The organism is Cryobacterium tagatosivorans, assembly GCF_004402215.1.
Taxonomy (GTDB): Bacteria; Actinomycetota; Actinomycetes; order Actinomycetales; family Microbacteriaceae; genus Cryobacterium; species Cryobacterium tagatosivorans.
The window spans coordinates 1-26,148 of record NZ_SOEZ01000038.1 but is presented as its reverse complement, the minus strand read 5'-3'; the positions used below and the strand labels follow the sequence as shown (position 1 = coordinate 26,148).

Annotated in this window: 26 protein-coding genes, 1 pseudogene and 2 riboswitches; of the genes and pseudogenes, 14 read left to right on the top strand and 13 right to left on the bottom strand. The window is 63.8% G+C overall.

Going from position 1 to position 26,148, the window contains the following annotated elements:
• Nucleotides 1–155: 155 nt before the first annotated feature.
• From E3O23_RS07230 to E3O23_RS07220, 3 genes are all read right to left on the bottom strand, one after another.
• The gene (locus tag E3O23_RS07230) at nt 156–1,382 is read right to left on the bottom strand and encodes an MraY family glycosyltransferase (protein ID WP_134489587.1); all 1,227 of its coding nucleotides are present in this window, start codon (nt 1,380–1,382) and stop codon (nt 156–158) included.
• A gap of 199 nt (nt 1,383–1,581) precedes the next feature.
• Nucleotides 1,582–2,100: an RNA polymerase sigma factor gene (locus E3O23_RS07225; RefSeq protein ID WP_241983369.1), complete on the bottom strand. Its 519-nt coding sequence runs from the start codon at nt 2,098–2,100 to the stop codon at nt 1,582–1,584.
• On the bottom strand, nt 2,097–2,804 hold the full coding sequence (locus E3O23_RS07220; RefSeq protein WP_134489585.1) for a hypothetical protein: 708 nt from the start codon (nt 2,802–2,804) through the stop codon (nt 2,097–2,099). Before E3O23_RS07220 ends, E3O23_RS07225 begins: the two co-directional genes overlap by 4 nt.
• 425 nt (nt 2,805–3,229) lie before the next feature.
• Here E3O23_RS07220 and E3O23_RS07215 point away from each other — a divergent pair, with 425 nt between their 5' ends.
• Both E3O23_RS07215 and E3O23_RS07210 read left to right on the top strand, forming a co-directional pair.
• Nucleotides 3,230–3,826, top strand: a complete 597-nt coding sequence (locus tag E3O23_RS07215) for an RNA polymerase sigma factor (RefSeq protein WP_241983368.1) — start codon at nt 3,230–3,232, stop codon at nt 3,824–3,826.
• On the top strand, nt 3,792–4,907 hold the full coding sequence (locus E3O23_RS07210) for a CU044_5270 family protein (RefSeq protein ID WP_134489583.1): 1,116 nt from the start codon (nt 3,792–3,794) through the stop codon (nt 4,905–4,907). Before E3O23_RS07215 ends, E3O23_RS07210 begins: the two co-directional genes overlap by 35 nt.
• 366 nt (nt 4,908–5,273) lie before the next feature.
• On the opposite strand, the gene E3O23_RS07205 is transcribed toward E3O23_RS07210, so the two are convergent.
• Genes E3O23_RS07205 through E3O23_RS07195 form a run of 3 tightly spaced genes read right to left on the bottom strand, consistent with a single transcriptional unit; the run spans nt 5,274 to nt 7,101 of the window.
• Nucleotides 5,274–5,810: a DUF1643 domain-containing protein gene (locus E3O23_RS07205; RefSeq protein WP_134489581.1), complete on the bottom strand. Its 537-nt coding sequence runs from the start codon at nt 5,808–5,810 to the stop codon at nt 5,274–5,276.
• Nucleotides 5,807–6,100, bottom strand: coding sequence for a helix-turn-helix domain-containing protein (locus E3O23_RS07200; RefSeq protein WP_134489579.1), 294 nt, complete (start codon nt 6,098–6,100; stop codon nt 5,807–5,809). The genes E3O23_RS07205 and E3O23_RS07200 overlap by 4 nt, the downstream gene beginning before the upstream one ends.
• Nucleotides 6,100–7,101: a coiled-coil domain-containing protein gene (locus tag E3O23_RS07195; protein ID WP_134489577.1), complete on the bottom strand. Its 1,002-nt coding sequence runs from the start codon at nt 7,099–7,101 to the stop codon at nt 6,100–6,102. Before E3O23_RS07195 ends, E3O23_RS07200 begins: the two co-directional genes overlap by 1 nt.
• Nucleotides 7,102–7,605: 504 nt before the next feature.
• Between E3O23_RS07195 and E3O23_RS07190 the strand changes: the two genes are divergently transcribed.
• From E3O23_RS07190 to E3O23_RS07170, 5 genes are all read left to right on the top strand, one after another.
• The gene (locus E3O23_RS07190; RefSeq protein WP_134489575.1) at nt 7,606–8,184 is read left to right on the top strand and encodes a hypothetical protein; all 579 of its coding nucleotides are present in this window, start codon (nt 7,606–7,608) and stop codon (nt 8,182–8,184) included.
• 422 nt (nt 8,185–8,606) lie between these two features.
• Nucleotides 8,607–9,278 (top strand): hypothetical protein, encoded by a 672-nt coding sequence (locus E3O23_RS07185; protein WP_134489573.1) that lies wholly within the window; start codon nt 8,607–8,609, stop codon nt 9,276–9,278.
• A gap of 179 nt (nt 9,279–9,457) precedes the next feature.
• Nucleotides 9,458–9,712 (top strand): DUF3263 domain-containing protein, encoded by a 255-nt coding sequence (locus E3O23_RS07180; protein ID WP_134489571.1) that lies wholly within the window; start codon nt 9,458–9,460, stop codon nt 9,710–9,712.
• A 279-nt stretch (nt 9,713–9,991) separates the two neighbouring features.
• Nucleotides 9,992–10,225 carry a hypothetical protein gene (locus E3O23_RS07175; RefSeq protein WP_134489569.1) on the top strand — a complete coding sequence of 78 codons (234 nt, stop codon included), beginning with the start codon at nt 9,992–9,994 and terminating at the stop codon, nt 10,223–10,225.
• Between the two features lie 406 nt (nt 10,226–10,631).
• The gene (locus E3O23_RS07170) at nt 10,632–11,282 is read left to right on the top strand and encodes a hypothetical protein (protein ID WP_134489567.1); all 651 of its coding nucleotides are present in this window, start codon (nt 10,632–10,634) and stop codon (nt 11,280–11,282) included.
• A gap of 737 nt (nt 11,283–12,019) precedes the next feature.
• Here E3O23_RS07170 and E3O23_RS07165 read toward each other — a convergent pair.
• Together E3O23_RS07165 and E3O23_RS07160 are read right to left on the bottom strand one after the other, a co-directional pair.
• Nucleotides 12,020–12,490 (bottom strand): OsmC family protein, encoded by a 471-nt coding sequence (locus tag E3O23_RS07165; RefSeq protein ID WP_134489565.1) that lies wholly within the window; start codon nt 12,488–12,490, stop codon nt 12,020–12,022.
• Nucleotides 12,487–13,119, bottom strand: coding sequence for a GntR family transcriptional regulator (locus tag E3O23_RS07160; RefSeq protein ID WP_134489563.1), 633 nt, complete (start codon nt 13,117–13,119; stop codon nt 12,487–12,489). Before E3O23_RS07160 ends, E3O23_RS07165 begins: the two co-directional genes overlap by 4 nt.
• Before the next feature lie 128 nt (nt 13,120–13,247).
• Between E3O23_RS07160 and E3O23_RS07155 the strand changes: the two genes are divergently transcribed.
• Together E3O23_RS07155 and E3O23_RS07150 are read left to right on the top strand one after the other, a co-directional pair.
• On the top strand, nt 13,248–13,952 hold the full coding sequence (locus tag E3O23_RS07155) for a TetR/AcrR family transcriptional regulator (protein ID WP_241983367.1): 705 nt from the start codon (nt 13,248–13,250) through the stop codon (nt 13,950–13,952).
• A gap of 667 nt (nt 13,953–14,619) precedes the next feature.
• A riboswitch (cyclic di-GMP riboswitch) is annotated at nt 14,620–14,693 on the top strand.
• A 193-nt stretch (nt 14,694–14,886) separates the two neighbouring features.
• Nucleotides 14,887–15,126 carry a hypothetical protein gene (locus E3O23_RS07150; RefSeq protein WP_134489561.1) on the top strand — a complete coding sequence of 80 codons (240 nt, stop codon included), beginning with the start codon at nt 14,887–14,889 and terminating at the stop codon, nt 15,124–15,126.
• 233 nt (nt 15,127–15,359) lie between these two features.
• Here the strand turns inward: E3O23_RS07150 and E3O23_RS07145 are convergent, their stop codons facing one another.
• Together E3O23_RS07145 and E3O23_RS07140 are read right to left on the bottom strand one after the other, a co-directional pair.
• Nucleotides 15,360–15,830, bottom strand: coding sequence for a hypothetical protein (locus E3O23_RS07145; RefSeq protein WP_134489559.1), 471 nt, complete (start codon nt 15,828–15,830; stop codon nt 15,360–15,362).
• Between the two features lie 436 nt (nt 15,831–16,266).
• Nucleotides 16,267–16,857 (bottom strand): recombinase family protein, encoded by a 591-nt coding sequence (locus E3O23_RS07140; RefSeq protein WP_134489557.1) that lies wholly within the window; start codon nt 16,855–16,857, stop codon nt 16,267–16,269.
• A 491-nt stretch (nt 16,858–17,348) separates the two neighbouring features.
• Here E3O23_RS07140 and E3O23_RS07135 point away from each other — a divergent pair, with 491 nt between their 5' ends.
• Both E3O23_RS07135 and E3O23_RS07130 read left to right on the top strand, forming a co-directional pair.
• Nucleotides 17,349–17,993 (top strand): helix-turn-helix domain-containing protein, encoded by a 645-nt coding sequence (locus tag E3O23_RS07135; RefSeq protein WP_134489555.1) that lies wholly within the window; start codon nt 17,349–17,351, stop codon nt 17,991–17,993.
• Entirely contained in the window at nt 17,990–18,718 is a 729-nt protein-coding gene (locus E3O23_RS07130; RefSeq protein WP_134489553.1) for a hypothetical protein, read from the top strand. The genes E3O23_RS07135 and E3O23_RS07130 overlap by 4 nt, the downstream gene beginning before the upstream one ends.
• A gap of 320 nt (nt 18,719–19,038) precedes the next feature.
• Here E3O23_RS07130 and E3O23_RS18680 read toward each other — a convergent pair.
• Nucleotides 19,039–19,131: pseudogene (locus E3O23_RS18680) on the bottom strand (ATP-binding protein); the annotation flags it as partial.
• Between the two features lie 92 nt (nt 19,132–19,223).
• Between E3O23_RS18680 and E3O23_RS07120 the strand changes: the two are divergent.
• The 3 genes from E3O23_RS07120 (at nt 19,224) to E3O23_RS07110 (ending at nt 23,893) form a co-directional block, all read left to right on the top strand.
• Nucleotides 19,224–21,872, top strand: a complete 2,649-nt coding sequence (locus E3O23_RS07120) for a sensor domain-containing protein (protein WP_134489551.1) — start codon at nt 19,224–19,226, stop codon at nt 21,870–21,872.
• 258 nt (nt 21,873–22,130) lie between these two features.
• Nucleotides 22,131–22,553, top strand: a complete 423-nt coding sequence (locus tag E3O23_RS07115) for a hypothetical protein (RefSeq protein ID WP_134489549.1) — start codon at nt 22,131–22,133, stop codon at nt 22,551–22,553.
• A gap of 421 nt (nt 22,554–22,974) precedes the next feature.
• Nucleotides 22,975–23,048: riboswitch (cyclic di-GMP riboswitch) on the top strand.
• Between the two features lie 473 nt (nt 23,049–23,521).
• Nucleotides 23,522–23,893, top strand: coding sequence for a hypothetical protein (locus E3O23_RS07110; RefSeq protein WP_166790440.1), 372 nt, complete (start codon nt 23,522–23,524; stop codon nt 23,891–23,893).
• Nucleotides 23,894–24,394: 501 nt separating this feature from the next.
• On the opposite strand, the gene E3O23_RS07105 is transcribed toward E3O23_RS07110, so the two are convergent.
• Both E3O23_RS07105 and E3O23_RS07100 read right to left on the bottom strand, forming a co-directional pair.
• Complete coding sequence (locus tag E3O23_RS07105; RefSeq protein ID WP_134489545.1) at nt 24,395–25,282, bottom strand: alpha/beta fold hydrolase; 888 nt, start codon at nt 25,280–25,282, stop codon at nt 24,395–24,397.
• A 337-nt stretch (nt 25,283–25,619) separates the two neighbouring features.
• The coding region (locus E3O23_RS07100) for an IS3 family transposase (protein WP_134489544.1) at nt 25,620–26,148 on the bottom strand (529 nt) is incomplete at its 5' end.

Sequence of the window (26,148 nt, the reverse complement as noted above, 5' to 3'; positions counted from 1 at the left end):
ACCAGCCCTGGGCGCACGCACCATGAACGGGTCTGCCAGAGTGAGAGGACTTCTCGGTCCGGAGATGGAAGCCACCAGACTGGCGACCTGGACCGTGCCGCTGAGGGTTCCCTTCATGGTCGTCCGCAGCGGGTTCGAGGTCGGCTTGGTGAGTGTTATGCGGTTCCCTCGGCATTTTCTGAGGCCGCATCGAGGGGGTCGAGTTGGGCGAATTCTTGGAGGCGTCCCGGCTCGGCGTGCGCGAGCTGGCTGGCTGCCTCGACCGCCTTTCGCCGGCTGAGCGGGGCGAGGGTGACGATGGTGCAGGCGAGCAGCGCGACCACCAGGAAGACCGTGGCGTACCAGGTAGGCAGCCCGAAGTAGACGGGCAGCACGTAGTACAGCAGGCACCCGACGGAGGCTGCTGCGGTCCAGCCGTAGAAGATGAGCACGGCGTGCAGGTGCGAGTGCCCCATGTCCAAGAGCCGGTGGTGCAGGTGCTTCCGGTCGGCACTGAACGGCGACTTGCCGGCGCGCACTCGGCGGAACACCGCCAGCCCGAAATCCAGCAGGGGAATGATCAGGATCGCGACCGGCAGGACGATCGGGATGAATGCGGGGAACAGCGTGGAGTTCGTGATGGCGGCCGGGTCGATCTGACCGGTGACGGCGATGGCAGATGTCGCCATCAGCAGGCCGACGAGTAGCGCTCCGGCGTCGCCCATGAATAGTTTCGCGGGGTGCCAGTTGAGCGGCAGGAAGCCCAGGCAGGCTCCGACGAGGATCGCCGCGATGAGCGAGGCGAGGTTGAAGTAGTTGGTGGGCGAGGTGTCCCGGACCAGAAGGTAGCTGTAGAGGAAGAACACGCCATTTGCGATGAGGGCGACGCCGGCGACGAGGCCGTCGAGGCCGTCGATGAAGTTGATCATGTTCATGACGATCACGATGGTGATTACAGTGAGCCCGACCGAGATCCACCCTGAGAAGATGATGAGGCCGCCGATCGGAAGCGAGTAGATCTGCACGCCCTGCCAGGCGACGAGGCCAGCGGCGATGAACTGGCCGGCGAGTTTCGTCATCCAGTCAAGGTCCCAGATGTCGTCCGTCACGCCGAGCAACACGATCAGCAGCGCGGCGCCCAGGATCGCGAGGATCCTCTCCGGTTCAGCGAAGATGATCCGCAGCGGCGCGAACTGCGACGCGACGAGGTAGGCAACGCCAAAGGCCACGAGGATGCCGATGAACATCGCGATTCCGCCGAGGCGCGGGGTGGGGGTGCTGTGCACGTCCCGTGAGCGGATCTTCGGATACAGGCGATAGCGGTGGCTCAGCTTGAGAACAACGATTGAGAGCCCAAAAGTCACGACGGCGGAGACGAGCGCAAGCAGAATGAAAAGGGTCATGGGTTAGCGACGACGGCCTCGTCGGCCGAGGCGGCGGTGTCGTCGCTAGCTGGAGACATGCACGCATGCTCCCACGGATTTATTCTGTGGACTGTTGTTTTGCTGTCGACTCGCCAAACGGCTCCCGTGAGGGCGCTGTCCCGTTGGACGTTCCTAGCTGACGCGTCGGTCTGCACGGACCCATATGTGAGTTCGATGCCTAGAGAAGAGTCGGAGCTACATCGGTTGACAAAGCGGCAAGCAGCGCTAGGCGCGCGCGACGGTATCTTCCCCGCACAGTCGCGGCGGGCACCCCCTGCAATCGTGCGATTTCGGCGAGGCTGAATCCCTCCCAATGGGTGAGCGTGACGACCTCTGCGAGGTCCGGCCCCAGTTGGTAGATGAGGTCCCGGATCGCGACGGCCTCCTCGCTGTCGAGCTCGACATCTGTCACGGAGACGGTCGCTCGGAGTGCTCTGCTGAGCTCGCTGCGTCGTTGCTCGCCTCGGGAGTAATTTCGGAGCAGATTGCGGGCAATCCCGAAACACCACATCCGGGCGTGCTCGTGTTCTAACGGGAGTAGCGCACGCTTGCGCCAGACGGTGACCATCACCTCCGCGACCAGGTCAGGGGCATCGCTGCCGATTCGCCGTTGGAAGTACCGCAGCAGCTCGGGGCCAATTTCGCCGGTGATGTCGAGGAATCGTTGTTCGTCACCGTCCCGCGCGCGACCTCTCACTGGTCGGCCCCGGTGCACTGCTCTTGACTTTGAAAACCCAGTCCCGTCGAGGGGATACCCATCGACTCGACGTGGTCAGTCACGGCGACTTGGATGGCCTGCTTCACGGCCATGTTGTACTCGACGTCGGCGTTGTAGTTGTCCGTGCCGTAACCGAATGGCACTGCAGTTCCGTCGTCTGCTTGAGCCCAGTTCTCGTCTTTATCGCGCATCGCGGTGATCATGGCGTCCACATCCGCCACCGTCAGCAGGTCCGCCGTGCGCAAGAAGTCTCGGGCCGCCTGCTCCGCCCTAGGATCGGCGGCGACGTCGGCAGGGCGATTCGGGTCAGGGCTGTAAACAACCTCGCCAAGACGCAACTCACACGTGCCTCCGCCGGGCAAGGCGTAATGGACGGTCGCGTCCGGGTCCTGCGCCCACTCGGCCCATTCGGGCGTGTTGTGCCAAAGCTGCGACCAATCGATATTGGTCACCGCGTACGCCGTGCCGGCCACGCCCAGCACCAAGATCGGGGCGACGATCACAGAAATCAGGCCCGCGCGCCGACGAGAACGGGCCTGGTTCGTGCTTACGATCGCGGCAGCCATCTCCGCCAGCTGGTCACGGACCTCTGTTGTCGCCTCGGTCGTTGGGCGAGCACCCCGGGCTAGCAACGCTCCCAATTCGCGGTCTGTCCCGGCCGGGTGGTCCTTGTCTTGAGTCATGTGTTCCTCCGATGTCTGTGAAACTGCTCTCATCCAGCTCATGTCCACACCGGGCCGAAGCGTTGCCCTCACGCAGATCCTATTTCGCGACTCGCCAGATCCTTTCACGGGCGTCAAGGGTCGACAGGGACTGCCCGTAGCCGGCAAGCAGATATTCCGCGGGTCGACACGGGCACTGACGCGCGCGCTAGGGGTTCCCCTTGCGGGCGGGCCGCGTGGGGTCTGGTGCGGACCGAGGAGGTACCCTCACGTGTAAGAGGTCAGGCGTGCCGTCATGCTGATGCTGCCGGGAAAGTGCTCCTCTGGCGGTCCGTGCACGTTCGTAAGTCGCTCGGACGAGTAGCTCGTTCTCAGTGCATGCCAGGTCTCCCTGAAGCCGACACAATTAGCGTGAACCAATGTTAGGGAAATGAGCAATACCTTTTGTGAGCGAAGATAGCGACATCATCAGAAGGTCCGGGGCAACACCCGCGGCGTTCGCCGAGCTGTACGACCGGTATGCGCGGGCTGTATTCCGCTATGCCGCCGGTCGTGTGGGCAATGGCCATGCCGACGACATCATGTCGGAAACGTTCCTTGTGGCCTTCGAACGGCGGGAGTCATTCGACATCACTATTGGAGACGCGCGGCCGTGGCTGTTCGGAATAGCGACAACGTTAATGCGCAAGCACTCCCGGGTGGAGGCGAAGGCGTGGAAGGGTCTTGTCGCCCACGGCGCAGCGGCTGTGCCTGATGACGCTATTGAGGCCATCGGGTCGCGAATCGACGCGGAATTTGCAGTGAAGGCGATCGCGGCCGCATTGCGAAAGATGCCGACGCGTGATCGTGATGCCCTACTTCTGTACGCCTGGGCTGACTTGGACTACGAGGGTGTTGCCCAGGCGCTGCAGATCCCGGTCGGAACCGTCCGCTCACGTCTGAACCGCGCACGGCGCACGCTGCGCGCGGCTAGCCACCGGGGCTCGACCCCGGATCAGGAGGTGGAGCATGGACGAAATAACGTTGCTGCGGAGACTGCGTGAAGACCGGAATCCAACAGACGAATCAGTGACCCGTGGACGGGCGGCACTGTTCAACAAGATCAACGCAGTCGCACCCAAGGAGCGTGTGACCACTGCCCGTCGTCGCTTCACTCTCGCCGGTCTCGGTGCCGCCGGAGCGTTCGCCATCGTGGGGGTCCTCGTCGCCACGAACGTGCTCGGGTTCGGTGGCTGGCGCGGCGGTGCCGACGCGGCCGCAGCTGCCGTTCTCGAACGCGCCGCCGTCGCGGCAATGACCTTCGAAGACGCCCCGCTCGCCGCGGGGCAGTACCTTCGAGTTTCGAGCCAGACAGTGCATGTCACCGACGGGCAGGAGCAGAACGGTCCCGTCATTGCCTTCCGGATCAAAGAGTCGAGCGAGCTGTATGTGCCGGCGGACCGATCTGACGACTGGGTTTGGGTCCGCGAGCCGATCAGCGTCGTCGACGTGCTCACCCCAGGCGGTGAGCCAATGGTCGAGCGCTTCTACCCGTCCGGCGCGCAGGCCGGAGACCCCGAGCTGTTGCGGGCACCCTTCGGCTCCTTCTATGGGAACACCGCAGAGAGTCAGTGGGGCGACTTTGCCTCGATGCCCCGGGATCCTTACCGGCTTTTGAACCACATCTACCTCACTACCATCGGCGCCGGATCGTCACCAGACGGCGAGGCACTCGTGTTCATTGCCGACACCCTTCGACAGGGTACGGCTCCCGCAGACTTGCGCGCCGCTCTACTCCGCGCCGCCGCGATGATTCCCGGCGTGACGATCACCGATGATCAAGCCACCCTCGACGGCCAGACAGGCACCGCCATCGGACGGGTCGAAAGCGAAAATGGACTCCGCCAAGAGATCATCATCGACCCTACTTCCGGACGCCTGATCGGCGAACGTGAGGTTGCCGTGGTCGCGATACCGGAATCGAGCATTGCCGCAGGCGACGTGTGGCGCTGGTCGAGCGTACATACTTCCGTCGTCGATGCGGCCCCTGCCGGTGGAACCCCGAACGGAGCCAGCGACCTTGCGGGCTGCGTGCCTGGCGAGCGTCCAGGCGAGATGTACTGCCCACCAGAGGACAAGAAGTAATGGGCCACCCGCCGCTCATCAGCCGCATCGATTGCGCCGGGACTTTCTCTCAACCTATCCCGTTGCCCTTGGAGCCGCCGGTCGAGGCTCCTATTAGAGAGTGAGGTATTGAGCCGGGTGCGCATTGGAGAATATCCGAACAGCACATCCGGCTCATTGTGCTTGTCAGTCCGATCGTTTGATTGCCTCGTCAGGCCACTGGGTCGCGTGGTCCACGATCCGGTGGCTGGGTGCCGAACATCGCCACTGCGGCTCCGGGATGCCCGCAAGAGGTTCCCCTGCGACACACTTGGCGTCGGTCCTGGCCGGCTACCGACGATTCGAGCAATTAGCACTCGTTGTCGAGCGTCGAGCCTGGGTCGCTCCTCATGTCAGATATACCTTCGGGCCGAGCATCGGGAGATAGCTGCCCTGTGGGCTCGGATGCCGAGGGTTGCCGTCCTTCGTGGGCGGGTCGAAGGTGAACACCCGCACGCCGAGCCCGGCCAGAAGCGGGAGAACGTCGAGCTTCGCGTGCCGAAGCGTGGCATGTGTGAGGTTGCCCCACGCGCCGAGGACCTCGGTCGCCCTGAACCGAGCGAGCACTTGAGTTATCGCGAACTTATTCGCGGTTGAAAGAGCTGGATCAAACGCGGAGAGAGCGCTCGGCTTGGGGGAGCGCTCCGGGTAGAGGTTGAGCATGATCCATCCCGCATAGCCGCGCTCTTCGCTTGCCCGGATGAGCCTGTTGATTGTCTTGTCGGACTGGTCCTCGCGGGCGTGCGAAGGGTTCATGCAGATCGCGATAAGCGGTGGATTCTTGGACGTTGCAAGCGCCGCGTTCCCCAGCGCGAAGCGGTAGCCGCTCTGGCCGGGGTTCGGATCCCAGAGGTCGGGCTCGTTTCCAGTCGGGTACGCGATCACGATTGGACCGCCTCGGTCGTTGCAGCCTCTTCGGTGAGCACCGTGTGCACTGTGCCGACCGACACATCGAGCACCCGGGCGATGACCCTGATCGACTGGCCCTTCTCGCGCCGAGCGAGGATCACCGCGCGCTTGTCGTCGTCGGTCACTCGGCTGCGCCCGTCGACCCTGCCGCGCTTGCGAGCGGCGTCGAGGCCGTTCTTGGTGGTCCTGCTGATCTCGCGCCGGCGGGGGATGCGGCGGTCTACTCCCGTATGGGGCGTGGCAACTGTGCATCGGCGCTGGTGCATTATTCGCGTTCACCCATGTGTGACTGCTCCAATTCGGCGCGCAGCAGGGCGACTTGCTGCTCGTGGGCGGCGCGCACGTCGGTGACGCGCTGCTCGGCGTAGGAACGTTCCCTCGCGACCTGGGCCACGGCACTGTCACGCTCGCTGATGACCATTTCCAGGCGCCCAGTGAGCACGAGCGCTTCCGCCCGCGCGGCCTCGCGCTCGGTCCGGGCCTGGTCCAGCTGATTGCGGGTGCTCGCAGTCTCCGTCTCGGCGTGCTCGGCGCGCGCCGTGGCACTGCTGGCCAGTACGGCAGCGTCCCGCGCGGCCGCCACAGCCTCATCTTTGGCGGCTGCGGTCGCTGTGAGCATCTCCCGGGCCTCAAGGAGCTGCGCTGTGATGGCTGTGTTGTCGGCGCTCAGAGTGCCTTTCTGGTCCGCGAGGGTGGCAATCTCCGTGGCGGCCCGCACTGCGTCCTCGCTCGCGGTGAACAGATCCTCCTCCAGGGTGGCCGCCCGCTGCTGGAGTGCTTGGAGGGCCGTCCGGAGTTCGACGGCCAGGGCGGCGGATTCCTCAGCGGCCGCATCGGCCTCGGCGCGGTCGGCTTCGGCCTCACGCATGGCGGTCTCGGCCCGGTTGGCGCGGGCGGCTGCGGACGCGACCTGCTCGGCTGCGTCAGCTTTCATTGCCTCGATCTGGGCTTCGGCCGCGTCGGGATCCGCGACCGTGTGCAGCTCCCCGACGAGGAGTGCGAACTGCTGCTGAAAGTGCTCGGCCATGCCAGCGACTTGTGCGTTCAGCATGCTGGCGCGCTGACGGGCGGCATCGACGGGGAACTTCTCGTCCTCGACTGTGCGCTGGCCGGCCTCGGCGCGGCGTGCCTGCCATGCGGCGGATTTGTTGTGAGCGGGGTCGGTGCAATAGGCGGGGGGTCGCCCAACGCCAGGCGTGGCCTCAACGGGCTCGTCGCAGCCTGGGAAACGACAGGTGCGCACATCGGTGACTTCGGGGGTGCTCATAGCAATATCGTATCGCAATCGACGTAATACGTAAACGAAATACGTAAACAAAATGACGAAACTGTAATCCCGTCACGCTGAGCGCGGAAGCGGCGGCCACCGGGTGCCGCGCCCTGTTGGCGGATCTCGAGGCCAAGCACTGGTACACGCGTAGGGTGACCGACATGGACGACGACCTGGGTGTGCCGAACTGCGAACGATGCCTGGTGCCCATGGTGATCGAGGGCGCCGATGAGGGCCCCTACTGGTGCTGCCCAGAGTGCCGCATCGTTCGCCTCGATTGACGACCCATTCAGCGATGTTGCTCAGAAGGTGACGGGTCTTTCGGTTCAGGTTCTGGGTTCGTTGTCGCGTTGGTTGCGGGTAGCTTCCGGTGTGTGGACGGCGGCTGACGTTAGGATGAGCGATGCTGGCCGCGGTGCGAATGACTTGAACGGTTGGCGCCGCTTGATCGAGGGGAACCGCATGCCGAAAGATGCCCGCCGCCGCGAGGTCAGCTAGGAAATGTGGAAGAGGGAGAGCACCTTCATCAGCGATGAGAAACTCATCGAGATGCTTCCGCGCGTGCAAACGAAGCATCCCGAGGCTCGACTCGTGTTGCTCGGCGACGACGGGACCGGGGTTAGCGTCCACACGCCGGAGACCATCGCTGGCAATTTGGGTGATGCCAGCTTCCCGTTGACGGAAGCAGAAGGCGCCATCCCCCTTATGTGCCAGCTCGCCATGCAGCTTCAAGCCAGAGGAGAATGCCAGTCGTGGGCCGTTGCAGCCCTTCGAGGCGTGGACCATTGGGAAGTGTTTCACGCTTTCCCGAAAGGAAGGCACAAAATCGCCTCGGGCAGCAAGGATTTGCATCCGATTGGGTCGCTCCTGCCGACACTCCGCAAACAGGCGCACATCACCAAGGCCGATTTGGCGCGTGGAGTAACGATGAAGAAGGCCGATGCTCGCGATCGACTTCTGAAGTCATTGCGAGAGCTCGCGGGCCTCTACGAGGCCAGTGATCAGCCGCAGAGGGCCGACGCGATATGGGATGAGCTCGGTCCGCTCCTGACAGAGACGCTCACCGTTCGGCACGACTAGGGCGTTCACCCGCGCGCTGCGGGGTGCCGGTGGCTGCCTCAGTCACCGTCTCAGCCCTGCGGGCCGCCACGACGAGCGCAGCCCGTAGCTCGGGTGGCGGCAGCTCCTCGGTGACGGCGGTGCTGGCTGCAACTCATCCGCTCGGGACGGGCAACGCCTTGCGGCATCAGGCCTCACGATGCCACATGCATCGTTGCTTGCCTTCCCTGCCTGGAGGCGGGTGCGATAGGTCGACCGGATTCGAATCAGTCCGCTGTCATCCCTGAATTGGGGGGAAGCCTGTGGGCCCGCGCGGCTTGCCTGGTCGCTAACCTGAGCCATTACTGACCCTTTGAAAGGCGTGGAAGGCCAGAACCCCACCGCTCCGAACGTAAGGCGCATTCCCGATGACAACGTTCGATCACGCTAAGCGAATGCGAGACGTGGCTTCCCCGATCCTCATCGCGGCGCCGTTGACCGTCCTGCTACTCACGAGCTGTAGCAGTTATGGAGGAAGCACCAATCGGTCCGAGCCGTCGATCACCTGTGACGATGTGCTGGCGAAGGTGGTGGATCGAGAAAGGGTCGGTGACACTGCCGGGGCCATCAATTCAGAGATCGACTGGCTCAGTAGCAAGTGTTCGGCCGAATACGACGTCTTCGTTGACTATGCGTCGACGAAGGGGAGTGCGGAGCAGTTCGGCCCGGATGCCTGCGACTCCTTGACGCAGTACATCGGACGGGAGGCCATAGTTCTTCTGAGCGAAGACGGGCTCTGCTCGAGCGGCGCTGCCGGGTCGCCGGTCGACGCCCCTGTCGGGGAGAGCCAGCCCGGGGGCGGGATCGCGTGGAACGAGGCTGTCAACTACGCCGGCACGACTCAGCGCGTGTGCGGACCGCTTGCTGGCAGCGGCAACTCGAAAGACGATGTCTTCCTGAACCTCGGGCGCGACTACCCGGATACCGGGCGATTCCAGATCGTGCTCTGGGACGTCGGCGGCGTGGAGCCCATCCCGCACGGGACGACTTTGTGCACGACGGGTGAGATCACACTGTACGAAGGCGTCGCACAGATCGAGCTGAAGTCCGCCAGTCTGGTCGAGATCTACGAATAGGCGCCGGTCGACGCCTGGCCGTGAGTCATCCCGGCGAGCCCTAGGAACGGACTGCCTCAACGACGACTTACGAGTCGGCAAGCTCTCGACATTCCGTCTCGCGGCCGGTCTGACTGGACGACTTCCAGTCAATATCAACACGCATTCTCAATGCCAGTCATCGATGCCAGCATGAGTGCATGTTCACGGAACGACACAGAGCGATTCTCGAGTTCGAGATGAAGTGGACGCCCGGCGCCGGCGAATCGAAGCGCGACGCGATCCGAGACACCTTCGGCATCGGGGTTTCGAGATACCACCAGATCCTGCGCTACCTCTGCTTCCAGCCCGAGGCCCGCGACTTCGCCCCCGAATTCACCGAGCCGTGGCTCGACCGGCAGCCCGTCAGGGTGCGGCAGCTGACCTCCGCTGCGGATCCGACTCGAAACACGTAGCGCCAAGCGTGCCGCTGAGTGCTGGTTACTGTTCTTGTCCGAGGAGTCGTCGGGCGGTTTGCTGACAGCTGGAATCGGGAACTGGACTGGGACTGTCGTACCGGCCCCCGCTCAACCGGAAGTAGCCGCGGCAGCGGCTACCAGCTGGGCAGCTGAGGCTCGGTCGCACCCACGAGGCGCGTCGATTGCGACGGCGCCCGCATGTCTGCGGCGCTGCCCCTCGAACTGGGCCTCCGGTGATCGAGCCACCGAGCGGCGCGTAGTCATACGCTCGTATCCATGATCTACCTGTTGTTCTATGGCATCTTCGGACTCTACCTGTGGGGCGCGAGTCTGATTCTTGTGCCCGTTGCCACCAGCGGCGATCCAACTGCGTCGTTCCTGGTTGCGGCGCTCCTCCTCGGCGCCCCTGCCTTCTTCCTCGGGAAACTGTGGAGTTGGCTCGACGAGAAATTGTCCGCTTCGGCGTACGAACGGCACCGTGAGCGGGAGCGCAGAGCGCGATACCGATAAACCGGCCGCGGTGCGTGTCGGGTGCATCGAACCGCTCGGGCGCAGCGGCGCGGTAAGTGAAGGTGGGTGCTCGCTTCGGTCGGTTTCCGGCGAAGACTCCCTTGGTATTGATTCCAACCATGGCGGCTGAGCAAGCTCAGCGGGACGCTGAGTGGCGCCGGGTGGTCGGAAAGATGCCAGTGGACGAAAACGACTGACCGGTCACCGTGTGAGCCACGGCGCCTGGTGTCCGTGGTCCTGGAAGTAGACGATTCTGCAAGGGGGTCGATGCCTTCGACGCTGGCGCGGCCGCGACACCGCGCCCAGAAGGGACCGATTTCGCGCGGTAGTAATTCACCTCACGTCGGGGATAGCGTGGGCGCCTCCGCAGCCGTAGCGGCGGAGATTAGCCTGCGAGACTTCGACTGTGATCGCAGATTCCGTGCCGTGGCGAGAAGAACTCCTCAAGTTGGCAACCGCGCTGGAACGACGGGCTGAGCTGAAACGATGGACAGCACGGACGGGATTCCTCGTCGAGCGTGACCTCATGGTCGGCATGTTCACCATCCGGCGCCTGGTCGAGTCCGCGAAGACGTCGTCGCTGCTGCCACGCGAGCGGGTGTCGTTCGGGATGCATCCTCTGACAGGTCGTGTTCCCGGGATCTATGACCGGTGGGCATACTGGGAGTACTACGACATGGATTCGAAGCGTCAGACACAGCTGACCGTTCGCGAGCTCGTCAGCTTGTTCATCCACTCCTTCGTGCTCGAGTTCCATCCTCAATCGGAGCATGGGCCAGCGATGATCTGGGTCGTGTCTGAACGTGATCGGCACAAGTGGCTCTACTCGATCCCGTTCGCGCGGGTCGCTGCGCTCTTCCGGAGGGTCGGCGACGAGGACGTTGTTCACATGGAGGGCCCTTGGGACGCGACCATCGCGCGGTTGTCGCAGCACGACTATGTGGACGCTGGGCTGGCGCAATATGATCCCTACCCGTTCGTCGAAAACCCGGCTGCCTCGCGCGACAAGCTCGTTGCGGCATTCCCGTCGCTGCTGGGCGGGCGGGCGCAGCCTTGAACACGTCCGTCCCTCGGTCGTGGCTGATACGCGCACGGGCCGGCCGGCCGATTGTTGCGACTCCGATCGTGCATACGTGCATACGAAAGGGTCCTCGTCACGTGCCGCGTGGAATCCGCTGTCGCGGGGGTTGCGTCCCGGTGGCGGATCTCGAGGCCAGGCACGGGTGCGCGCGTAGTGTGGCCGTCATGGACGACGATCTGGGCGTGCCGAACTGCGAACGGTGCCTAGTGCCCATGGTGATCGAGGGCGCAGATGAAGGCCCCTACTGGTGCTGCCCGGGGTGCCGCATCGTTCGGCTCGCATGACGACCCTCTCCCCGATGGAGCTCAGAAGGGAACAGGATGATTTCAATGCTGACGAGGCCGGGGGAGAGCTAGTTTCAACTGCATGTGCGGTAGATACGTGGTCCCCAATACGACTGACGAGCTGCTGAGCCTATTCGACGCCACCGGCGCCAACGCCGCCGACTGGAAGCCCTCATACAAGTGTCGCTCCCACGGACCCGGCACCCATCGTGCGCAAATGGAGCCACGACGAAACAGTGCGGTATCACAGCTGGAGCGTTGAACGGGTGTCGCGTTGAAAGCACCTGAGGGCGAATCCTCAACGGGCGAGTCATACGGGCACGAACCGCCCAAGCGCGACGCGCAACCCAGTCGTCGCGGGGGAGTGTCCGCAGGGCGTCCGCCTTACGGGCTCAAGAAATGAGTCGCGACTCAGGACTCTCAAAACTGTCAGATGACGATGATCTCGACCTCGTGATGCAGAGGGAAGTTGATCGACCGCGCGATAAAGCAGAAATCGCCAACACGGTCGTGGATAGTTCTCGCCATCGTGGTGTGGCTTTCTCCGCTAATTGTGACTCGCGGGCGCAGGGTGATCTCGGTGAATTGACCACTGCCGTCCGCCTCCTCACTCATCGTCCCCGAAGGGTGGTCTTCGTAGGCTGTCACGACGACGCCAGCTGACGCAGCGAGGCCCAGATACCAGAGCATGTGGCATTGAGCCACGGATGCAACCAATAGTTGTTCGGGGTTCCACCGAGTCGGGTCGCCCCGGAAAGACGGGTCCGATGAGCCCTGAATCGTCCCCACCCCGTCGATGCTGACGTCGTGGTCGCGACTGTAGGCGCGTGGCGAGGTCGTTCCGTTACCTCGATTGCCGGTCCAGTGAAGATCGAGGGCGTAGGCGTGCTGCTTGCTCATTTCTTGTTCCCTTCCGTCGTGATGTCGCGAGTAGTCATGGCGTGCTCGGCGGCGGCTGCGTACGCGGCGGCTGAGTCTCCACGCCTGATGGCATCGAGGACGCGTCGGTGCTCGGCATCGACCGCCTCTGCCCGCGACTGTTCGTCCAGGCCGCGACGGGTAGAGACCAAGATCTGGTCCCAAAAACGGTCAAGCGTTTGCACAATGACGGGATTTCCCACCAAAGCTGCAATTCCTTGATGAAAGGCCCGGTTCTGACCTGTCGCCAGGGTAAGGTCTCCGGTCATGGTCTGTCCATGCGCGGTGTCCGCAAGGGTCAGGAGTTCGTCGATGCGAGCTGGCGCGATCTCACCGAGACCGTTGCGGGTTGCGATCGTCGCTGCCGCGTACCCGTCGAGTGCGGCACGCGCTTCGAACACTGCGGCAAGCTCGGCATCACGATGGACGCGCACGCGAATGCCGCGTCCTTGTGAGTGCACAAGTCCGTCGGCATCCAGCCGCTGGAGCGCTTCCCGCACAGGAGTCCGACTGACAGACAGGCGAGCCGCCAGCGACGATTCGCTCACCCTCGAGTCCTCGTCGAAGTCGCCCGCAAGGACCATGGCTCGAATATCCGTGTACACGCTCATCCCAGAATTATTGCATGCAAGGAATTGCCAATGGATACATTCTTGTGAGGGAGACGGCACTGAACCTCGCCTCGCGGTTCACCAGGAGTCACTCCTCTAGTGTTGTGCTGAATCGTCAAGGAGGATAAGTGTCGCTAAATGGCGCCTTTGGTCATGAGCCCGGGGCCCCGGGCCAGCAAATTCGCACCGAGCCCATGCAGCAGCGCAGTGCCGCACGTCTTTCTGCGCTGCTGGATGCCGCCGCAGCCGTCGTCGACGAGGTGGGCTTCGACCGCATCACGACGGCGATGGTCGCCGAGCGTGCCGGCGCATCGATCGGCACCGTTTATCGGTACTACCCTGATCGGGTGGCCGTACTGCACGCCCTACGCGAACGCGCCGTGCTGCGCTGCAGACAGCGCGTCGCCGAGGAACTAGGCGCCAGGCAACCGAAGACCTGGTGGGATGCCGTCGATTGCGCGGTCACCGCGTTCGTCGGCCTCTACCGCTTCGAGCCGGGCTTCCGCATCCTGCACTTCGCCGACCGCGACCGAGCACCCATCAGCGCGACCGACGACGTCGCTGGCTTCTTCGCCCGCCAGCTCGCCAACGTGCTCGTCGACGAATTCGGACTGCCGGCAGGTCCGGACCTGATCTTTCGACTGGAGATCACCGTCGAGATAGCCGACGCGCTTCTGTCGCGCGCGTTCCAGTCCAACCCGCAGGGCGACCCGCGGTTCATCGCTGAGAGCCGACGCATCATGCATGACTACCTGGCTGGCTTCTATGGGCCGAGCGCCGGCGCCCCGCCGACGCTCCGAGCTTGGGCTGAGGTACAGCCCACCGTTCTCTAGCTCAGAAAAACGACTCCGATGTCAGCGAGACCCAACGAATCCGGAAGCTGCACAGAGCCAGTGGGATGGTCAGTGAGTAGCGACTGAAGAACTCACGAAGCACACCACACGATGGCTCCAACGGTTGTTGTCGTCGACATCCAGGTTCGCCGAATGCGTGTGGGTTCCGCATTGCTCACATTGGAACCAGATTTCCTCGTCCAAGAGGGTCAGCGTTGAGGGGTCGAGCACGCGCATGCCACCTTCGCATCCCGTTCCCTGACATCGGGGGTGGAAGCTCACCTTTATCCTTCTCCTTCAGTGTGTATCTCGAGCGCAAAAGCGACGTGCTTGCGTAGGAACGTAACTGTAAGTCCGCGACCGCCGCATCTGTCTAGAATCTGGACAGCACCGCCGTGTGGCAACCCGGACACACCCAGTAGGGGTGAGCAGTTGTCCCTGACGTTTCGCATCTGGTCGAACAGTTTAGGCAGTTCGGTGGATAGAGGGGCTCGAGGTCGTCCATTCCGGGACTCTACGCCCCGAAGCCCGCGACCGGAAGGGATTCGCTTACTCCACTCGGGTCACGTCCTGCGGAGACCCCGTTCTGGGGCTCTCCACAACGAAGATCGGGCTGTTACGTTCACCCCAGGCGGTCGCAGGCCGCTGGCGTGGCGGTACTCACGTCGATCGCGAAAGGCACACCCGTCGTAAGGCGGCGTCGCAAAGGCACGGGACCCTCGGGTCAGCCGGCCCGCCGAACGAATAGGACCAATGCCAGATGAACTTCCCCTTTGTCGAGTCATGTGCTCGGCCTGAGCCGGGACCACGCGCACTTCCCGGATGGGTCCTGGCAGCATTCACGCGGTTACCGAGCCGAAAACGACGCGCACCAAGTTCGATCACCGACAGCGATGGAGTTTGGACCGGCACTCTTCTCAGAGCCAAAAGCACGATGACCGTCACTCTTTACGGTGTGGATTCGTTGGAACCGATATCGGCGGTGATCCTTGAACCGAATCGATACGGTCAGCTACCCACGGTTCTCGTCGACCCGATTGATGTCAATGGGCAGGTGGCCTTTGGCATGTGGCTCGGCGACGGTTGCGACGGAACGACGTATGAGCTCACTAGCAGGCGCGGCGCAGATGCAAAGCAGGTCGCGACGCCGGTGAAAGGGAAACCCGGCGATTGAACGATTGGTGCGCCGGGCATCCCGGTCCTCGAGGCCGGCGCTTTCAGCGCGGTCCCGCAGAGGGTTCGACATACGGGCGCCTGGCGGCTGGGCGTCATCGTCTGAACCACCGGGCGGCGTATCGACTGCCGATAGGCCGACCAGGGTCGTCTCCTCGTGGGAAGAGCCTCTGATCCGTCGAGTGGTTGAGCGGTGCGCCGGCCGAAGAGAGGACTACAAGACCTCTCGTTGGATCAGCCCGCGCAGAGCGTGTTCAGCGCCATGTACGAGGTCTGCATGTCACTGGTCGCGGTGGTGAGTTCGGTCACCGCGCCCGTGTCCCCATCGACGTAAATCTTCGCGATCGCGTCACGCACGGCGGCGGTGTCTTCGTACACCGCGGTCGCGGCCGCCTTGACCTCCGGGGTGGTCACGGACTCCGAGACGGTGCGGAATGCATCGACGTTGGCGGTCCAGGCGTCAACGGCAGACTGCGGGTCGGAGGCAGCATTGGCGACCTCGGAGATCGTGGTAGCCGCTTCCTGCAACGGTCCAGCCATGCTCACGCAGGCTTCGGCGACCGTCTGCTCGGTGCTCGTGTCTTCGGCAGGAGCCGACGTGGCAGCCGGTTCGCTGGACGGGGCGTCGTCCGACCCTCCCGAGCAAGCGGTGAGCCCCAGTACTGCGACGACAGCGATGGTCAGAGCAACGATGCGACGGTTCATGCTGTGATTCCCCCAGAGTAGAGATGTGGATTACTACGCTCATCCTATGGCTCTCGGCGATCCCGCCTTCCACTTGTAGTCCCGCATCAAGCGCGATAAGTCGCAGCGTCTCCGCCCCACCACCGTCGCACGAGTGGAACTCAAGCCCAGGTATACGACAACCCGCGTGATTCGCCTGGCTATCAAAGATCAAGCAGTCCGGTAGGGAATCCGCTTTGCGGACAAATCCGATGTCCCGCTGAGGGTTTCCCCGCACGGGACGACAACGAGTGTCGACCTCGGTGCGGATGAGTTGTGTGCAAGCGCGGAAAGTGCAAGAGGCCGCGCTCGGGGCTCGCCCGCGCCAACGGACGGCGGCCAGGAACGTCTCCGGCCGGCAGCTGCCGCCACACTCCGGCAGAGGTGCTCGCCCTAGTCCGTGGGAGGCAACACTGCTCTAGATTCCCGCCAACGCAGCGTACTTCCCGGAACTGTTCAGCGCGGCGTAGAGCGTCTGTCGTGACACCCCGAGGTCTCGGGCCACCAACGCTTTCGGCACACCAGCGTCGACTCGCTCGCGGGCTTCTGCGATCTGCTCCAGTGCGAGCTTCGGAGCCTTCTCGTACTTTCCGTCCCGCTTGGCGATGGCAATGCCTTCTGCCTGCCGCTCGCGGATGGTCTTGCGCTCCAACTGAGCGATGGCGGCGAGAACCGTGAGCATGAATTCCCCTTGAGGGGTGTCCGAATTCAAGGCGGGGTTGTCAACGAACTCCAGAGCGACGCCCTTACCCTTGAGCTGTTCGACGAGCGCGAGAAGGTCTGTCGTCGAACGGGCCAGGCGGTCCGGTGACTTCACCCGTACCTTGTCGCCATCGCGCACGTACGCGAGCATTTCCTGGAGCTGCACTCGGTCGTGGGCGTTCTTGCCCGAAACCTTCTCGGAGAATATCTTGTCCAATGTGCCGAGTGCTTCGACCTGCCGCGCTTCGTTCTGGTCGGCGGCGCTGACGCGCACGTACCCGACCACCTGCCCTTTGTGTCCAGTCATGATTTGGATCCCCCGTCGCTTCTGTCCAACCATATCGGACACCCACCCTGTTGGACGCAGTTCTCAGGGTTTTCGACCTGCTCGATGGGGTACACCCTGATGGACGGACCGCGATCGGCCAGCCCGGTCACCCGTTCCAGGCTGGGCCCTGCTGATGGGCTCGTCTACGCAGTGCTGCCGAAGATGGTCTGCGCCACCTGGTTCGCGCCCGTGACGGGGTTGCGGTCGCTCGCGGTCACCGGAAGGCGAGAGTGTCTGGTGGCAGCACGGCTTTGCGTGGTGACGTGCGGTCCAACCGCAGAGGAATTCGACAAGCCTCGTGAGCTGGATGAGGCTCTCGAAGAGTCTGGATAGACGGCGAAGGTGCTCCGTGGCAGCTCGCTGGCCTCTGTGATGATCCGCACGAACGCGTTCATTCTCCGATGAGCCGTCACCTTGCCCATTCTTTCTGATACTTGTCACAAGCCTTTCAGCGGTTATACCCTTGTGACATGTTGAGTGTGAAAGAGTATGCCGCCCGCCAGGACATCTCCGTCGCGCGCGTGCACCAGCTGATCCGCGAGGGCAAGGTCGATGCCGAGAAGATCGGCTCGAGCTGGGGGATCGACGAGTCAGAACTCCGCCGGCAGCCTCCGCTCTCCCGCCCGCTGAGCCCAGCCAACTCATGGTCGTTCATCGCTCTGCTGTCCGGCATCGAACCAGAGAACATGGAGGCGAAGGCCCGCTGGCTTCTGGACCGCAAGTGCGCTGCCCTGCTCGAAAACGCCGCGCCGGCGCCCCTCCTTGCCAGCTGGCTCCGGAATCGCGCACCGGTCCGTGCCCTGCACGCGAACGCTGGTGATCTAGCGGACCTCCGCAGCGACAAGCGCATTGTCCTCTCCGGGATCAGTGACGACCGCGCGGGCCTCAGCAGCGAGCATGAGGTTGAAGGCTATGTCGCGCCCGAGTTCGCCGATGGGTTGATAAGCGAGTACTTGTTGGTCGAGGCGAAGATGCCGAATGTCTGGCTCCATCTTGCTCGCGTCCAAGCGGACGCCGACGGGCGAGCGCCGCTCGGACTGGTCCTCGCTGACCTCGCCGACCACGCCGGTCCACGCGAAAGCAAGCGGGTCAAAGAGCTGCTGAGCAACCGATGACCGTCATCGAAATGCCGGTGCTCGGTCAGAGGTCTTCGCTGGCCTGGCACGCCCTCTTCGACCTGGCCGAGAAGGTGCCGAACAACTGGTGCCTGGTCGGCGGCCAGATGGTGCACCTCTGGTGCATTGAACGGGGTATCACGCCGAACCGGCCGACCGACGACGCGGACGCCGTCTTGGATGTGCGCGCGCAGCCCACCATCCTCCATCAGGTCACCAAGGCCCTCGTTGACATCGGCTTCGAGTCCGCCGGCGAAAGCCCCGAAGGTCATCAGCACCGGTGGACCCGCGGTGATGCCACCATCGACCTCCTCATCCCCGAACACGTCGGTGAGAGGGCGGCAGCCCGGCGCGGCGTCACCGGCGGCACCGCCCTGGAAGCCCGAGGATCCAATCAAGCAATCGACCGGGCTGAGATAGTCACCGTCAGCCACGAAGGGCGCCAGGCGCAGATCTGGCGGCCGAACCTGCTCGGAGCGCTCGTCCTCAAAGCTGCCGCGTTCACCGTCCCGCTTGACCAGGGCGTCAAACGGCACCTCATAGACTTCGCTGTGCTCACCACCCTCATCGCCCGTGGCGACCTGCTGGCGGCGCAGATAACCAAGCGGGACCGCGAGCGGCTCAAGAACGCGATCGGGGCCATCCGCATGGACGGGACCATCATCCCTGCCATCGACGGGTCCGACCTCGGAATCGAACGGCTGCTCGTCGCGCTAGGCGCGTAGAAGGCGGCCGGTGGCCGGTGGCCGGATGGTCGGCCGGAAGAGGGCTGTCCGGCCTGAGTGCCCCAGCTGGTCATGCTGGCCAGGTGGCCGGGCCGGCCGGGCCGGCCAGGCCGCGTGGACAGCCCGACTCGAAGGTCCCCAGCCCCTTTTTCTGCTCAGCCTCATCTCGGTTCAAGGGGGTGGTTTCTTACCCCCGATAATCGCAGTGAGTATTTGAAGCCTTGAGCGCCGCCTGTTCGTGCGGTTCAGCGCCGGGGTTCGTGCGAGAGAGCGCCAGTGGTCGGGTGGCATGGTGCCGCTGACGCCCTCCGTCACGGTGGCTAGGCGGTGGCGAGTGCTGTGTGCTCGCGCATGTTGTAGTTGCCGGTCTCGACCCAGATCGTGTTGTGGATGATCCGGTCCATGATCGCGTCCCTACGTGTCAGGGTTGGGTGAGGCCACGATTGCACACGCCTGCAGGGTCACAGTATGCTGAGGCGAGCGGGCACCGCTATAGCGTGCCCCCGTGGGAGACTTCGTGGTAGCCGATGGCACGCATCCAGACGTGATCGAGGCGCTGGGTGCGCGTGTGCAGTCCATCAACCAATTCCGCGGGCTCCTCGAAGCGGCGCCGGATGCCATGGTCATCGTGAACACCGACCGCGAGATCGTATTGGTCAACGCGCAGGCGGAGCGGCTCTTCGGTCATTCCCGTGCGGAGATGCTTGGTCAGCGCATTGAGATGCTCTTACCGGAACGGTTCCGTGCCCAGCATGCCGGGCATCTCACGCGCTACGCCGACGCCCCGCACGTGCGGGACATGGGCTCGAATCTCGAATTTCTCGCCCGGCACCGGGACGGGTCGGAGTTCCCGGTCGAGATCTCGCTCAGCCCGCTCAAGACCGACCAGGGAATGCTCTTCTCAAGCGCCATCCGTGATATTACCGATCGCAAACGCACCGAAGCGGACATGCGGATGCTGTCGACTTTGGTCGAGTCGTCGAGCGACGCCATCTTCCGATATGCCGTCGACGGTGCGATTACGACGTGGAAGGCGGCGGCCGGCTCCATGTTCGGTTACACGGCAGAGGAGGCCGACCGGTTTGGTTTGGCCGCAGCACAGCAGACGGCGCATGTCGGCAGCTTCGCGATCGACATGGCCACCGGTGAACAGTCGTGGTCCGCTGAGTACTGGCGGATTCTCGGGGTCGACGAAACACAGCCGGCGTCGCGGGAACTGATGCTCGCTGCTGTGCATCCCGATGATCGAGACCGGGTTGAAGGGGTGTGGCGGAAGCTTGACTCCGGCGGACCTGCGTTGGACTTTGGCTACCGCATTGTGCTCCCGTCCGGCCAGATGCGCTGGGTGCGGTCAATCTTGAGCTTTGAATACGCCGAGGATGGATCGCCCGCCCGGATCCTTGGCACGACCATGGACGTGACGGATCTGTATCTGGCGGTCGCGAAGCGCCGGGAGGCCGAGACTAATTTCCACCTTGGTTTCGATCGTTCGCCGATCGGCATGGGCATGGCCGATCTTGACGGGCGGTTCCAGCGGGTCAACCCGGCCGTGTGTGAGATCCTCGGGCGCAGGGAGGATGAGGTTCTGGGTAAGCGGACCCAGGATTTCCTCCACCCGGAGGACACCGGGGACCGGTCCGGGCGATCCGCTCGCCTGCGATCCGGCGAGACCGAGTCCGTCCACAAAGAACGGCGGTATCTGCGGCCGGACGGCGACGTGGTGTGGGTGCAGGAGACCGTTTCGCTCGTGCCAGGGAGAGACGGGGAACCGGCATATACGTTCGTGCAGTTGCAGGACACCACCTCCCGTAAGCAGGCCGAGGAGATGCTCGAATACCAGGCCTTCCACGATCCGCTGACCGGCCTAGCCAACCGGCTGCTGCTAACCGAGAGTCTCGACCGTTCCCTCGCCGACGCAAGAGAATCCGGCGGTCAGGTCAGCGTGCTCCTCCTCGATGCCGACCAGTTTAAGATCGTCAACGACGGCCTGGGGCATACGGCCGGCGACCAGCTGCTCGTGCAGATGGCCAGGCGGCTGCAGTCCATGGTGCGGCCCACCGACACGGTAGCCCGGTTCGGCGGCGACGAGTTCGTCATTGTCTGCGAGAACATGACACGGGAGAACACCGAACGGCTGGTCACGCGAATCGCGGCCTCGGGTAAGGAACCGTTCGTGTTGGAGGGCCGGGAGGTGTTCGTCACCGTCAGCGTGGGCATTGTGCTCGCCAACGGGGACGAAGAAGCGGTGACCGTGCTCCGCAATTCGGATACCGCGATGTACCAGGCGAAGGATAACGGTCGCGCGCAAGCAATGGTGTTCAGCGAGGAGATGCACCGCAAAGCGTCGAGTCGGCTCGACCTCGATTCCCAACTAGCGCGCGCCCTGGACAAGGACGAGTTGCGCGTTTACTACCAGCCCATCGTCGAGGTGTCGACCGAGGATGTCGTTGGCTTCGAGGCGCTGGTGCGGTGGGTGCACCCGCAGCGCGGGTTGATCTTGCCGATTGAGTTCATCCCGGTCGCGGAGGAAACCGGCATGATCATTCCGATCGGCGAGTGGGTGCTGCGGCAGTCTCTCGCACAAGCACAGAAATGGCGCACGGAGGCCCCCGGGGCTGAAGACCTGTCGATTTCCGTGAACCTGTCGACCCTGCAATTGCAGGATCCAGACTTCCTCGGGGTTGTCGAGGACGCCCTCACGCAGACCGGATTGGACCCGATGGCACTGCACCTCGAAATTACGGAAACCATGGTGATGAACGATGTTGAGGCGGCGATGGGAACCCTGCACGGGCTGCGCTCACTCGGGGTGCGGCTGTCCATTGACGATTTCGGCACCGGGTATGCCGCGCTCAGCTACCTGAGCCGTCTGCCGGTGCAGACGATCAAGATCGACCAGTCCTTCGTCAAGGGTTTGGGCGGGGACGACCCGCACGCTTCGTCGATCGTCGATGCGATCGTCAGTCTCGCCAGAGCGCTGGACCTTGACGTCATCGCGGAGGGGGTGGAGTCCGCGGAGCAGCTGCGGGAGCTGCGCCGGATCGGATCCCGTCTGGCCCAAGGGTTCCTGTGGTCCCGGCCGCTTGCGCCGGAGGAGATCCCGGAGTGGCTGGGGGCGCCCAGCGGCGGTCGGGGGCAGCGTAGGGGTCTCTGACCAAAGAAGTGTCTACGAGACTTGCCACAGCCCAACATCGAGGAAGCACATGCCCGCGACATTGTCTCGCAGTCAGTCGGGAGTTCCGGCAACCCGTCCACTGCAGTCCGCTGGCACCCCCGGTGGCGAACCGGCCTCATGCGTGGACCCGACAGCGACGGGCCTGACTCCGGGCCCACAATCTGAGTACAAGCGGTTTGACCCTTGGAGGTTCGGCTTTCAGCGAGCCAGTCATTACGGCCGTTCCTAACATTCCTGATGCTGACCCGGCCCTTGCAACCCGGCTATGACTACCTCCTCGGCCGCAAGTTCAGCAGCGTCTGGCGGGAGATCGGCGGCACCCCGCTGGAGAATGACGTGGTCGCATTCACGACCGCAGCCCGCGGTCAGGGATGCAGCGAGCGAGTCACCTCAGCGATGGCGTCCCAAATCGTCCTTCGGCTTCTGATCGGCTCGGGGCGGCCCCTGGACGACCTCACGACCACCGACTTCGATGATCTAGCGTCGGCCTGTGTTGCCCGAGACGAATGCACAGGGGCGAGCTGGGCTCATTACCGCGACACGATGCCGGCGACCAGGCAGGGCCTCTTCCGCCTCGGCATCTTGAGTGACGTAGACGGCGATGTCTTCGCGTCCGTCACAATGCCGACTTGTTGGCAGGGTTTCGACGTCGTGTTCTGAGGAGTGGGTCAGGGGACATTCGGGTGTCACCCTGACCCAAATTGCACCGGGGACCATTTCGGGTTTGGTCTCTTCTGCCCGCCCCATACGGTGTCGGCCCGGGTCAATGAGAGAAGTGTGCTCCTCAACAGGCTCACTGGGAAGGCATCAGCGCAACCTCAATTCGTTCCTGGCGGATTTCATTTTTCTCCTGAGTTCAGGAGGAGGATGTCCGCGTCGGACTGGCAATCACCGGCGGACCGTGAATGCCGGCCGATAATCGCACGGCGGTGCCACAAATCTGCCGGGTGCCGTCCCACAGCTGACGCACCGGCGACCCTCTCTTTGGGGGTACGGTTCCCACAATCGTCGGCACAAACCATTCACCCCGGTGCTATGTTCAGCGCAGGTGGTCATATAAAGGCGAGGCGGTTCCATAGGCCAGTCGCAAAGGCACACCCGTGGAGAGGCGGGGTCGCAAAAGCACGGGACCTTCGGGTTAGCCGTCCCACCGAATGAAAAAGGACCGGCACCAAATGAGCTTTCCATTCCTCGAGTCTGACCTTCGCACCGGACCGGTAGGCCTGAATTATTGGCCAAGCGGAAGCGCTGAACATTCACGCGCCCTCACCGACACCGACACCGCCACGACACTGATTCGTCGCCGGGCAACCATAAATCGACAACGAATCAGCGAGCAGTCACGGCGACCACTGATGTCGACCTGACGCTGAAGTGCGGGCGGGGGCCGATTCGGGTTCGGTCTTCGCGCGCACCCGCAATACCCCGCGACAGCCCGTGGGACCAGACGTGGTTGCACAGTGACAAACACCGCGGACATCAACTCAGTCTCCGACGCGGCAATGCCCACGATCGCCAGGCACCGCGCCCGTGAATCCACCCCAACGCCAGGCATCGAAATGCAATTGGAGGTATCCCACGTGTGCTCACCGCAAGGGACTTCCACATGCACGCCCGAGACGAAAGCGATGAGAAGAATTTCATACAGCGGAGCGTCATTCCTGACCACAGCCGCCGTCGCAGATGCACTCCTACCGCTGGTCATCGCACTCGGAATCAGCCAAACCACGGAAACACTCGAACTCCCCGCGGTGAACAGCACAGGGAAACCAATGACCGTAAAACTCGTCGTTGGCCCCCAGAGTGAACTCATCAGCATCCCCGAGGAATCACCCGGGGAAATAGCAGACACCGCCGCGGCGCTCGCCTACCTCCGTGCCCGCACCCAAACCCTCACCCCACCCGAACCATTCGCCTTCTACGAAACCGGCGCCGTCACCGACTTTGACCCCGACTTTGACTTTGACTCCGACAGGCACGAAATCGCCACCACCACATAAACCCGGACAGATTTTGGACCGAAGTGCCTGGTCTCCCTGGCGAAACAAGGGAGCGCAGCGACCGCGTCCGGGAAACCAGACACGCAGGGCCGGGAGCGAACTACGATCGGCTGCCGAAAGGAAAAAACGGACAAGAAACAGCTCCGCCAGGGGCACTTTTCCGGCGCAGCCGGGCGGGCGGGGGAGTGTGAGGGGCGCCTGGTCCCTCACCGCCCGGCCGGGCGGCCGACCGGCACCCGGGTCTACCCGCCGGTGAGTTCTGCGGCATGCTCAGCAGTGCTGATCAGGGTTGCCCCGAACTCCCGGATCAACCGGGGCTCGCCCAGCTGGCTGACGAGCGGCTGACGGTTCCCGAGCCTTACGGCGGCCAGCGCGGTAACCTTCAACCCCGCGTTCAGTTCGAATGGGAGGCGACGCCCAGTACGAGCCGCCAACGGAACTTCATGGCTGATCCACGGATGATCGGGCAGGACGGTCCGACCTCGGCGCCTCCCTGCGAATTCAGCCGGCGGACGCCTGCATCTCGGTGAGTTGCAGCAGGACTTCCTCGGCGCGCTCATCGAGTACGGAGATGTGGCCGCCTTCGGGTACGAGCGTCACGGTCGCACTGGGCAGGAGACCGGATAGCCACTGTGCGGCGGCGACCGGAACGTTGGTGTCTGCGGTGCCGTGCCAAATGGAAACCGGCACTTTGCTTTCGACCGGGGTGAAACCCCACGGTGACGCAGCCAGGCGCAGGTCATCGCGTACTCCGTCGGTACCGTTGCGGAGGGCATCCGCTATGAACGCTGCGAAGGGGGCGGCACTTTCCGGTCGATCCGCGATGGCGCGGTCCGGGGCCGGCATGCCCTTAGCCGATGCCGCGATCATTTTCTCGGGCGTTTTGGTGCCGAACTTCATGAAGGCAAGCACGAGACTCGTGATCCGAGGCCAGTTGCGCGCGAAATGCATGACACGGGCGACATCCTTCGATCGGCGGACCGCGATTCCCGCCACGTCTGCCGGTCCCACGCCTGACACGATGGTCACAGCAGTGAGCCGGTCGGGCAGACGATGCAGGCAGGCGAGGGCAGAGGCGCCACCGATGGAGTAGCCGAACACGGCGAAACGGTCGAGGCCGAGAGCATCCGCGAGGCCGGCGACATCGTCCGCCCAGCCGAGCAGGGTGCGACCCGGTGCCGGGTCGGAACCGCCCACTCCCGGCCTGTCGACGGCGACCAGGCGGATGCCGCTACGTTTCGCTGCGCCATCCAGGTCGAAGAATGCTGTCTCCAGCTTGCCGTTTGGCGCGCCGTGCGAGTGGATGACCGGGTGGCCGTCCGGGTCTCCTAGATCGAAGTAGGCGAGCCGGCGCCCGTCGGGGAGGGTGGCGAATAGTTCTGTGGTCATGGTCTTCCGGGGTGCGTGTTCCCGCTTGTGCGCTATCGCGCCGAGGCAGCTGGTCAGATGGTCAAGGGGTGCCCTGTTCTTCAGCTGGCTAAGCGTTGCGCTAAATGTCCAGGTCAGCGGATGGCGCGAAAAATACTTTGCACCGGGAGCCCCGGAGTGGTCACCGTACTCGCGCGCGGCTGGTCCGAGCAACTCGCGCGCCTACGTCTGGCCGGTCATCGAGGCATCCCGCCCGAGCGCACCCGACTGATTCAACCCGAAATCAGACACGACCCCATAGCCGACCGGTGGATCGAGGGACTGCCCCGAGTTCAGTTGACTCAAGTGGTTAGTGGTTTCAGGCGGCCGTGAGGGCCATGTGTATTGTCTCAAACTCGATCGGGGTGAGCTTGCCAAGGCGGCGTTGCCGGCGCTTCCGGTGGTAGGTCCGCTCGATCCAGACCACGATCGCGAGGCGCCGCTCCTCCCTCGTCGCCCAGCGCTGCCGGTCGAGGACGTTCTTCTGCAGGAGCGCGAAGAACGACTCCATCGCGGCGTTGTCGCCGCAAGCGCCCACGCGCCCCATCGACCCGGTGATGCCGTTGTTCTTCAGCACCCGCAGGAAGGCGTTGGAGCGAAATTGGGACCCGCGGTCGGAATGCAGGATCGTGCCGTTGATGGTGCGCTGGCCGATCGCGTTCCGGGCCGCGGCGACGGCCAGGGACGCCTTCATCCGCGAATCGATCGAGTAGCCGACGATCTTGTTCGAGTAGACGTCCTTGATCGCGCAGAGGTAGAGCTTGCCCTCATCGGTTCGGTGTTCGGTGATGTCGGTCAGCCACAGCTGGTTCGGGCGTGTCGCGGTGAACTTCCGCTTCACGAGATCA

What these genes read in the sequence shown, in the direction of transcription:
- E3O23_RS07230 (WP_134489587.1), bottom strand. Translation starts at nt 1,382, where the DNA reads ATGACCCTTTTCATTCTGCTTGCGCTCGTCTCCGCCGTCGTGACTTTT.
- E3O23_RS07220 (WP_134489585.1), bottom strand. Translation starts at nt 2,804, where the DNA reads ATGACTCAAGACAAGGACCACCCGGCCGGGACAGACCGCGAATTGGGA.
- E3O23_RS07210 (WP_134489583.1), top strand. Translation starts at nt 3,792, where the DNA reads ATGGACGAAATAACGTTGCTGCGGAGACTGCGTGAAGACCGGAATCCA.
- E3O23_RS07200 (WP_134489579.1), bottom strand. Translation starts at nt 6,100, where the DNA reads ATGCACCAGCGCCGATGCACAGTTGCCACGCCCCATACGGGAGTAGAC.
- E3O23_RS07195 (WP_134489577.1), bottom strand. Translation starts at nt 7,101, where the DNA reads ATGAGCACCCCCGAAGTCACCGATGTGCGCACCTGTCGTTTCCCAGGC.
- E3O23_RS07190 (WP_134489575.1), top strand. Translation starts at nt 7,606, where the DNA reads ATGTGGAAGAGGGAGAGCACCTTCATCAGCGATGAGAAACTCATCGAG.
- E3O23_RS07180 (WP_134489571.1), top strand. Translation starts at nt 9,458, where the DNA reads ATGTTCACGGAACGACACAGAGCGATTCTCGAGTTCGAGATGAAGTGG.
- E3O23_RS07175 (WP_134489569.1), top strand. Translation starts at nt 9,992, where the DNA reads ATGATCTACCTGTTGTTCTATGGCATCTTCGGACTCTACCTGTGGGGC.
- E3O23_RS07165 (WP_134489565.1), bottom strand. Translation starts at nt 12,490, where the DNA reads ATGAGCAAGCAGCACGCCTACGCCCTCGATCTTCACTGGACCGGCAAT.
- E3O23_RS07160 (WP_134489563.1), bottom strand. Translation starts at nt 13,119, where the DNA reads ATGAGCGTGTACACGGATATTCGAGCCATGGTCCTTGCGGGCGACTTC.
- E3O23_RS07150 (WP_134489561.1), top strand. Translation starts at nt 14,887, where the DNA reads ATGACCGTCACTCTTTACGGTGTGGATTCGTTGGAACCGATATCGGCG.
- E3O23_RS07145 (WP_134489559.1), bottom strand. Translation starts at nt 15,830, where the DNA reads ATGAACCGTCGCATCGTTGCTCTGACCATCGCTGTCGTCGCAGTACTG.
- E3O23_RS07140 (WP_134489557.1), bottom strand. Translation starts at nt 16,857, where the DNA reads ATGACTGGACACAAAGGGCAGGTGGTCGGGTACGTGCGCGTCAGCGCC.
- E3O23_RS07135 (WP_134489555.1), top strand. Translation starts at nt 17,349, where the DNA reads ATGTTGAGTGTGAAAGAGTATGCCGCCCGCCAGGACATCTCCGTCGCG.
- E3O23_RS07130 (WP_134489553.1), top strand. Translation starts at nt 17,990, where the DNA reads ATGACCGTCATCGAAATGCCGGTGCTCGGTCAGAGGTCTTCGCTGGCC.
- E3O23_RS07115 (WP_134489549.1), top strand. Translation starts at nt 22,131, where the DNA reads ATGCTGACCCGGCCCTTGCAACCCGGCTATGACTACCTCCTCGGCCGC.
- E3O23_RS07110 (WP_166790440.1), top strand. Translation starts at nt 23,522, where the DNA reads ATGAGAAGAATTTCATACAGCGGAGCGTCATTCCTGACCACAGCCGCC.
- E3O23_RS07105 (WP_134489545.1), bottom strand. Translation starts at nt 25,282, where the DNA reads ATGACCACAGAACTATTCGCCACCCTCCCCGACGGGCGCCGGCTCGCC.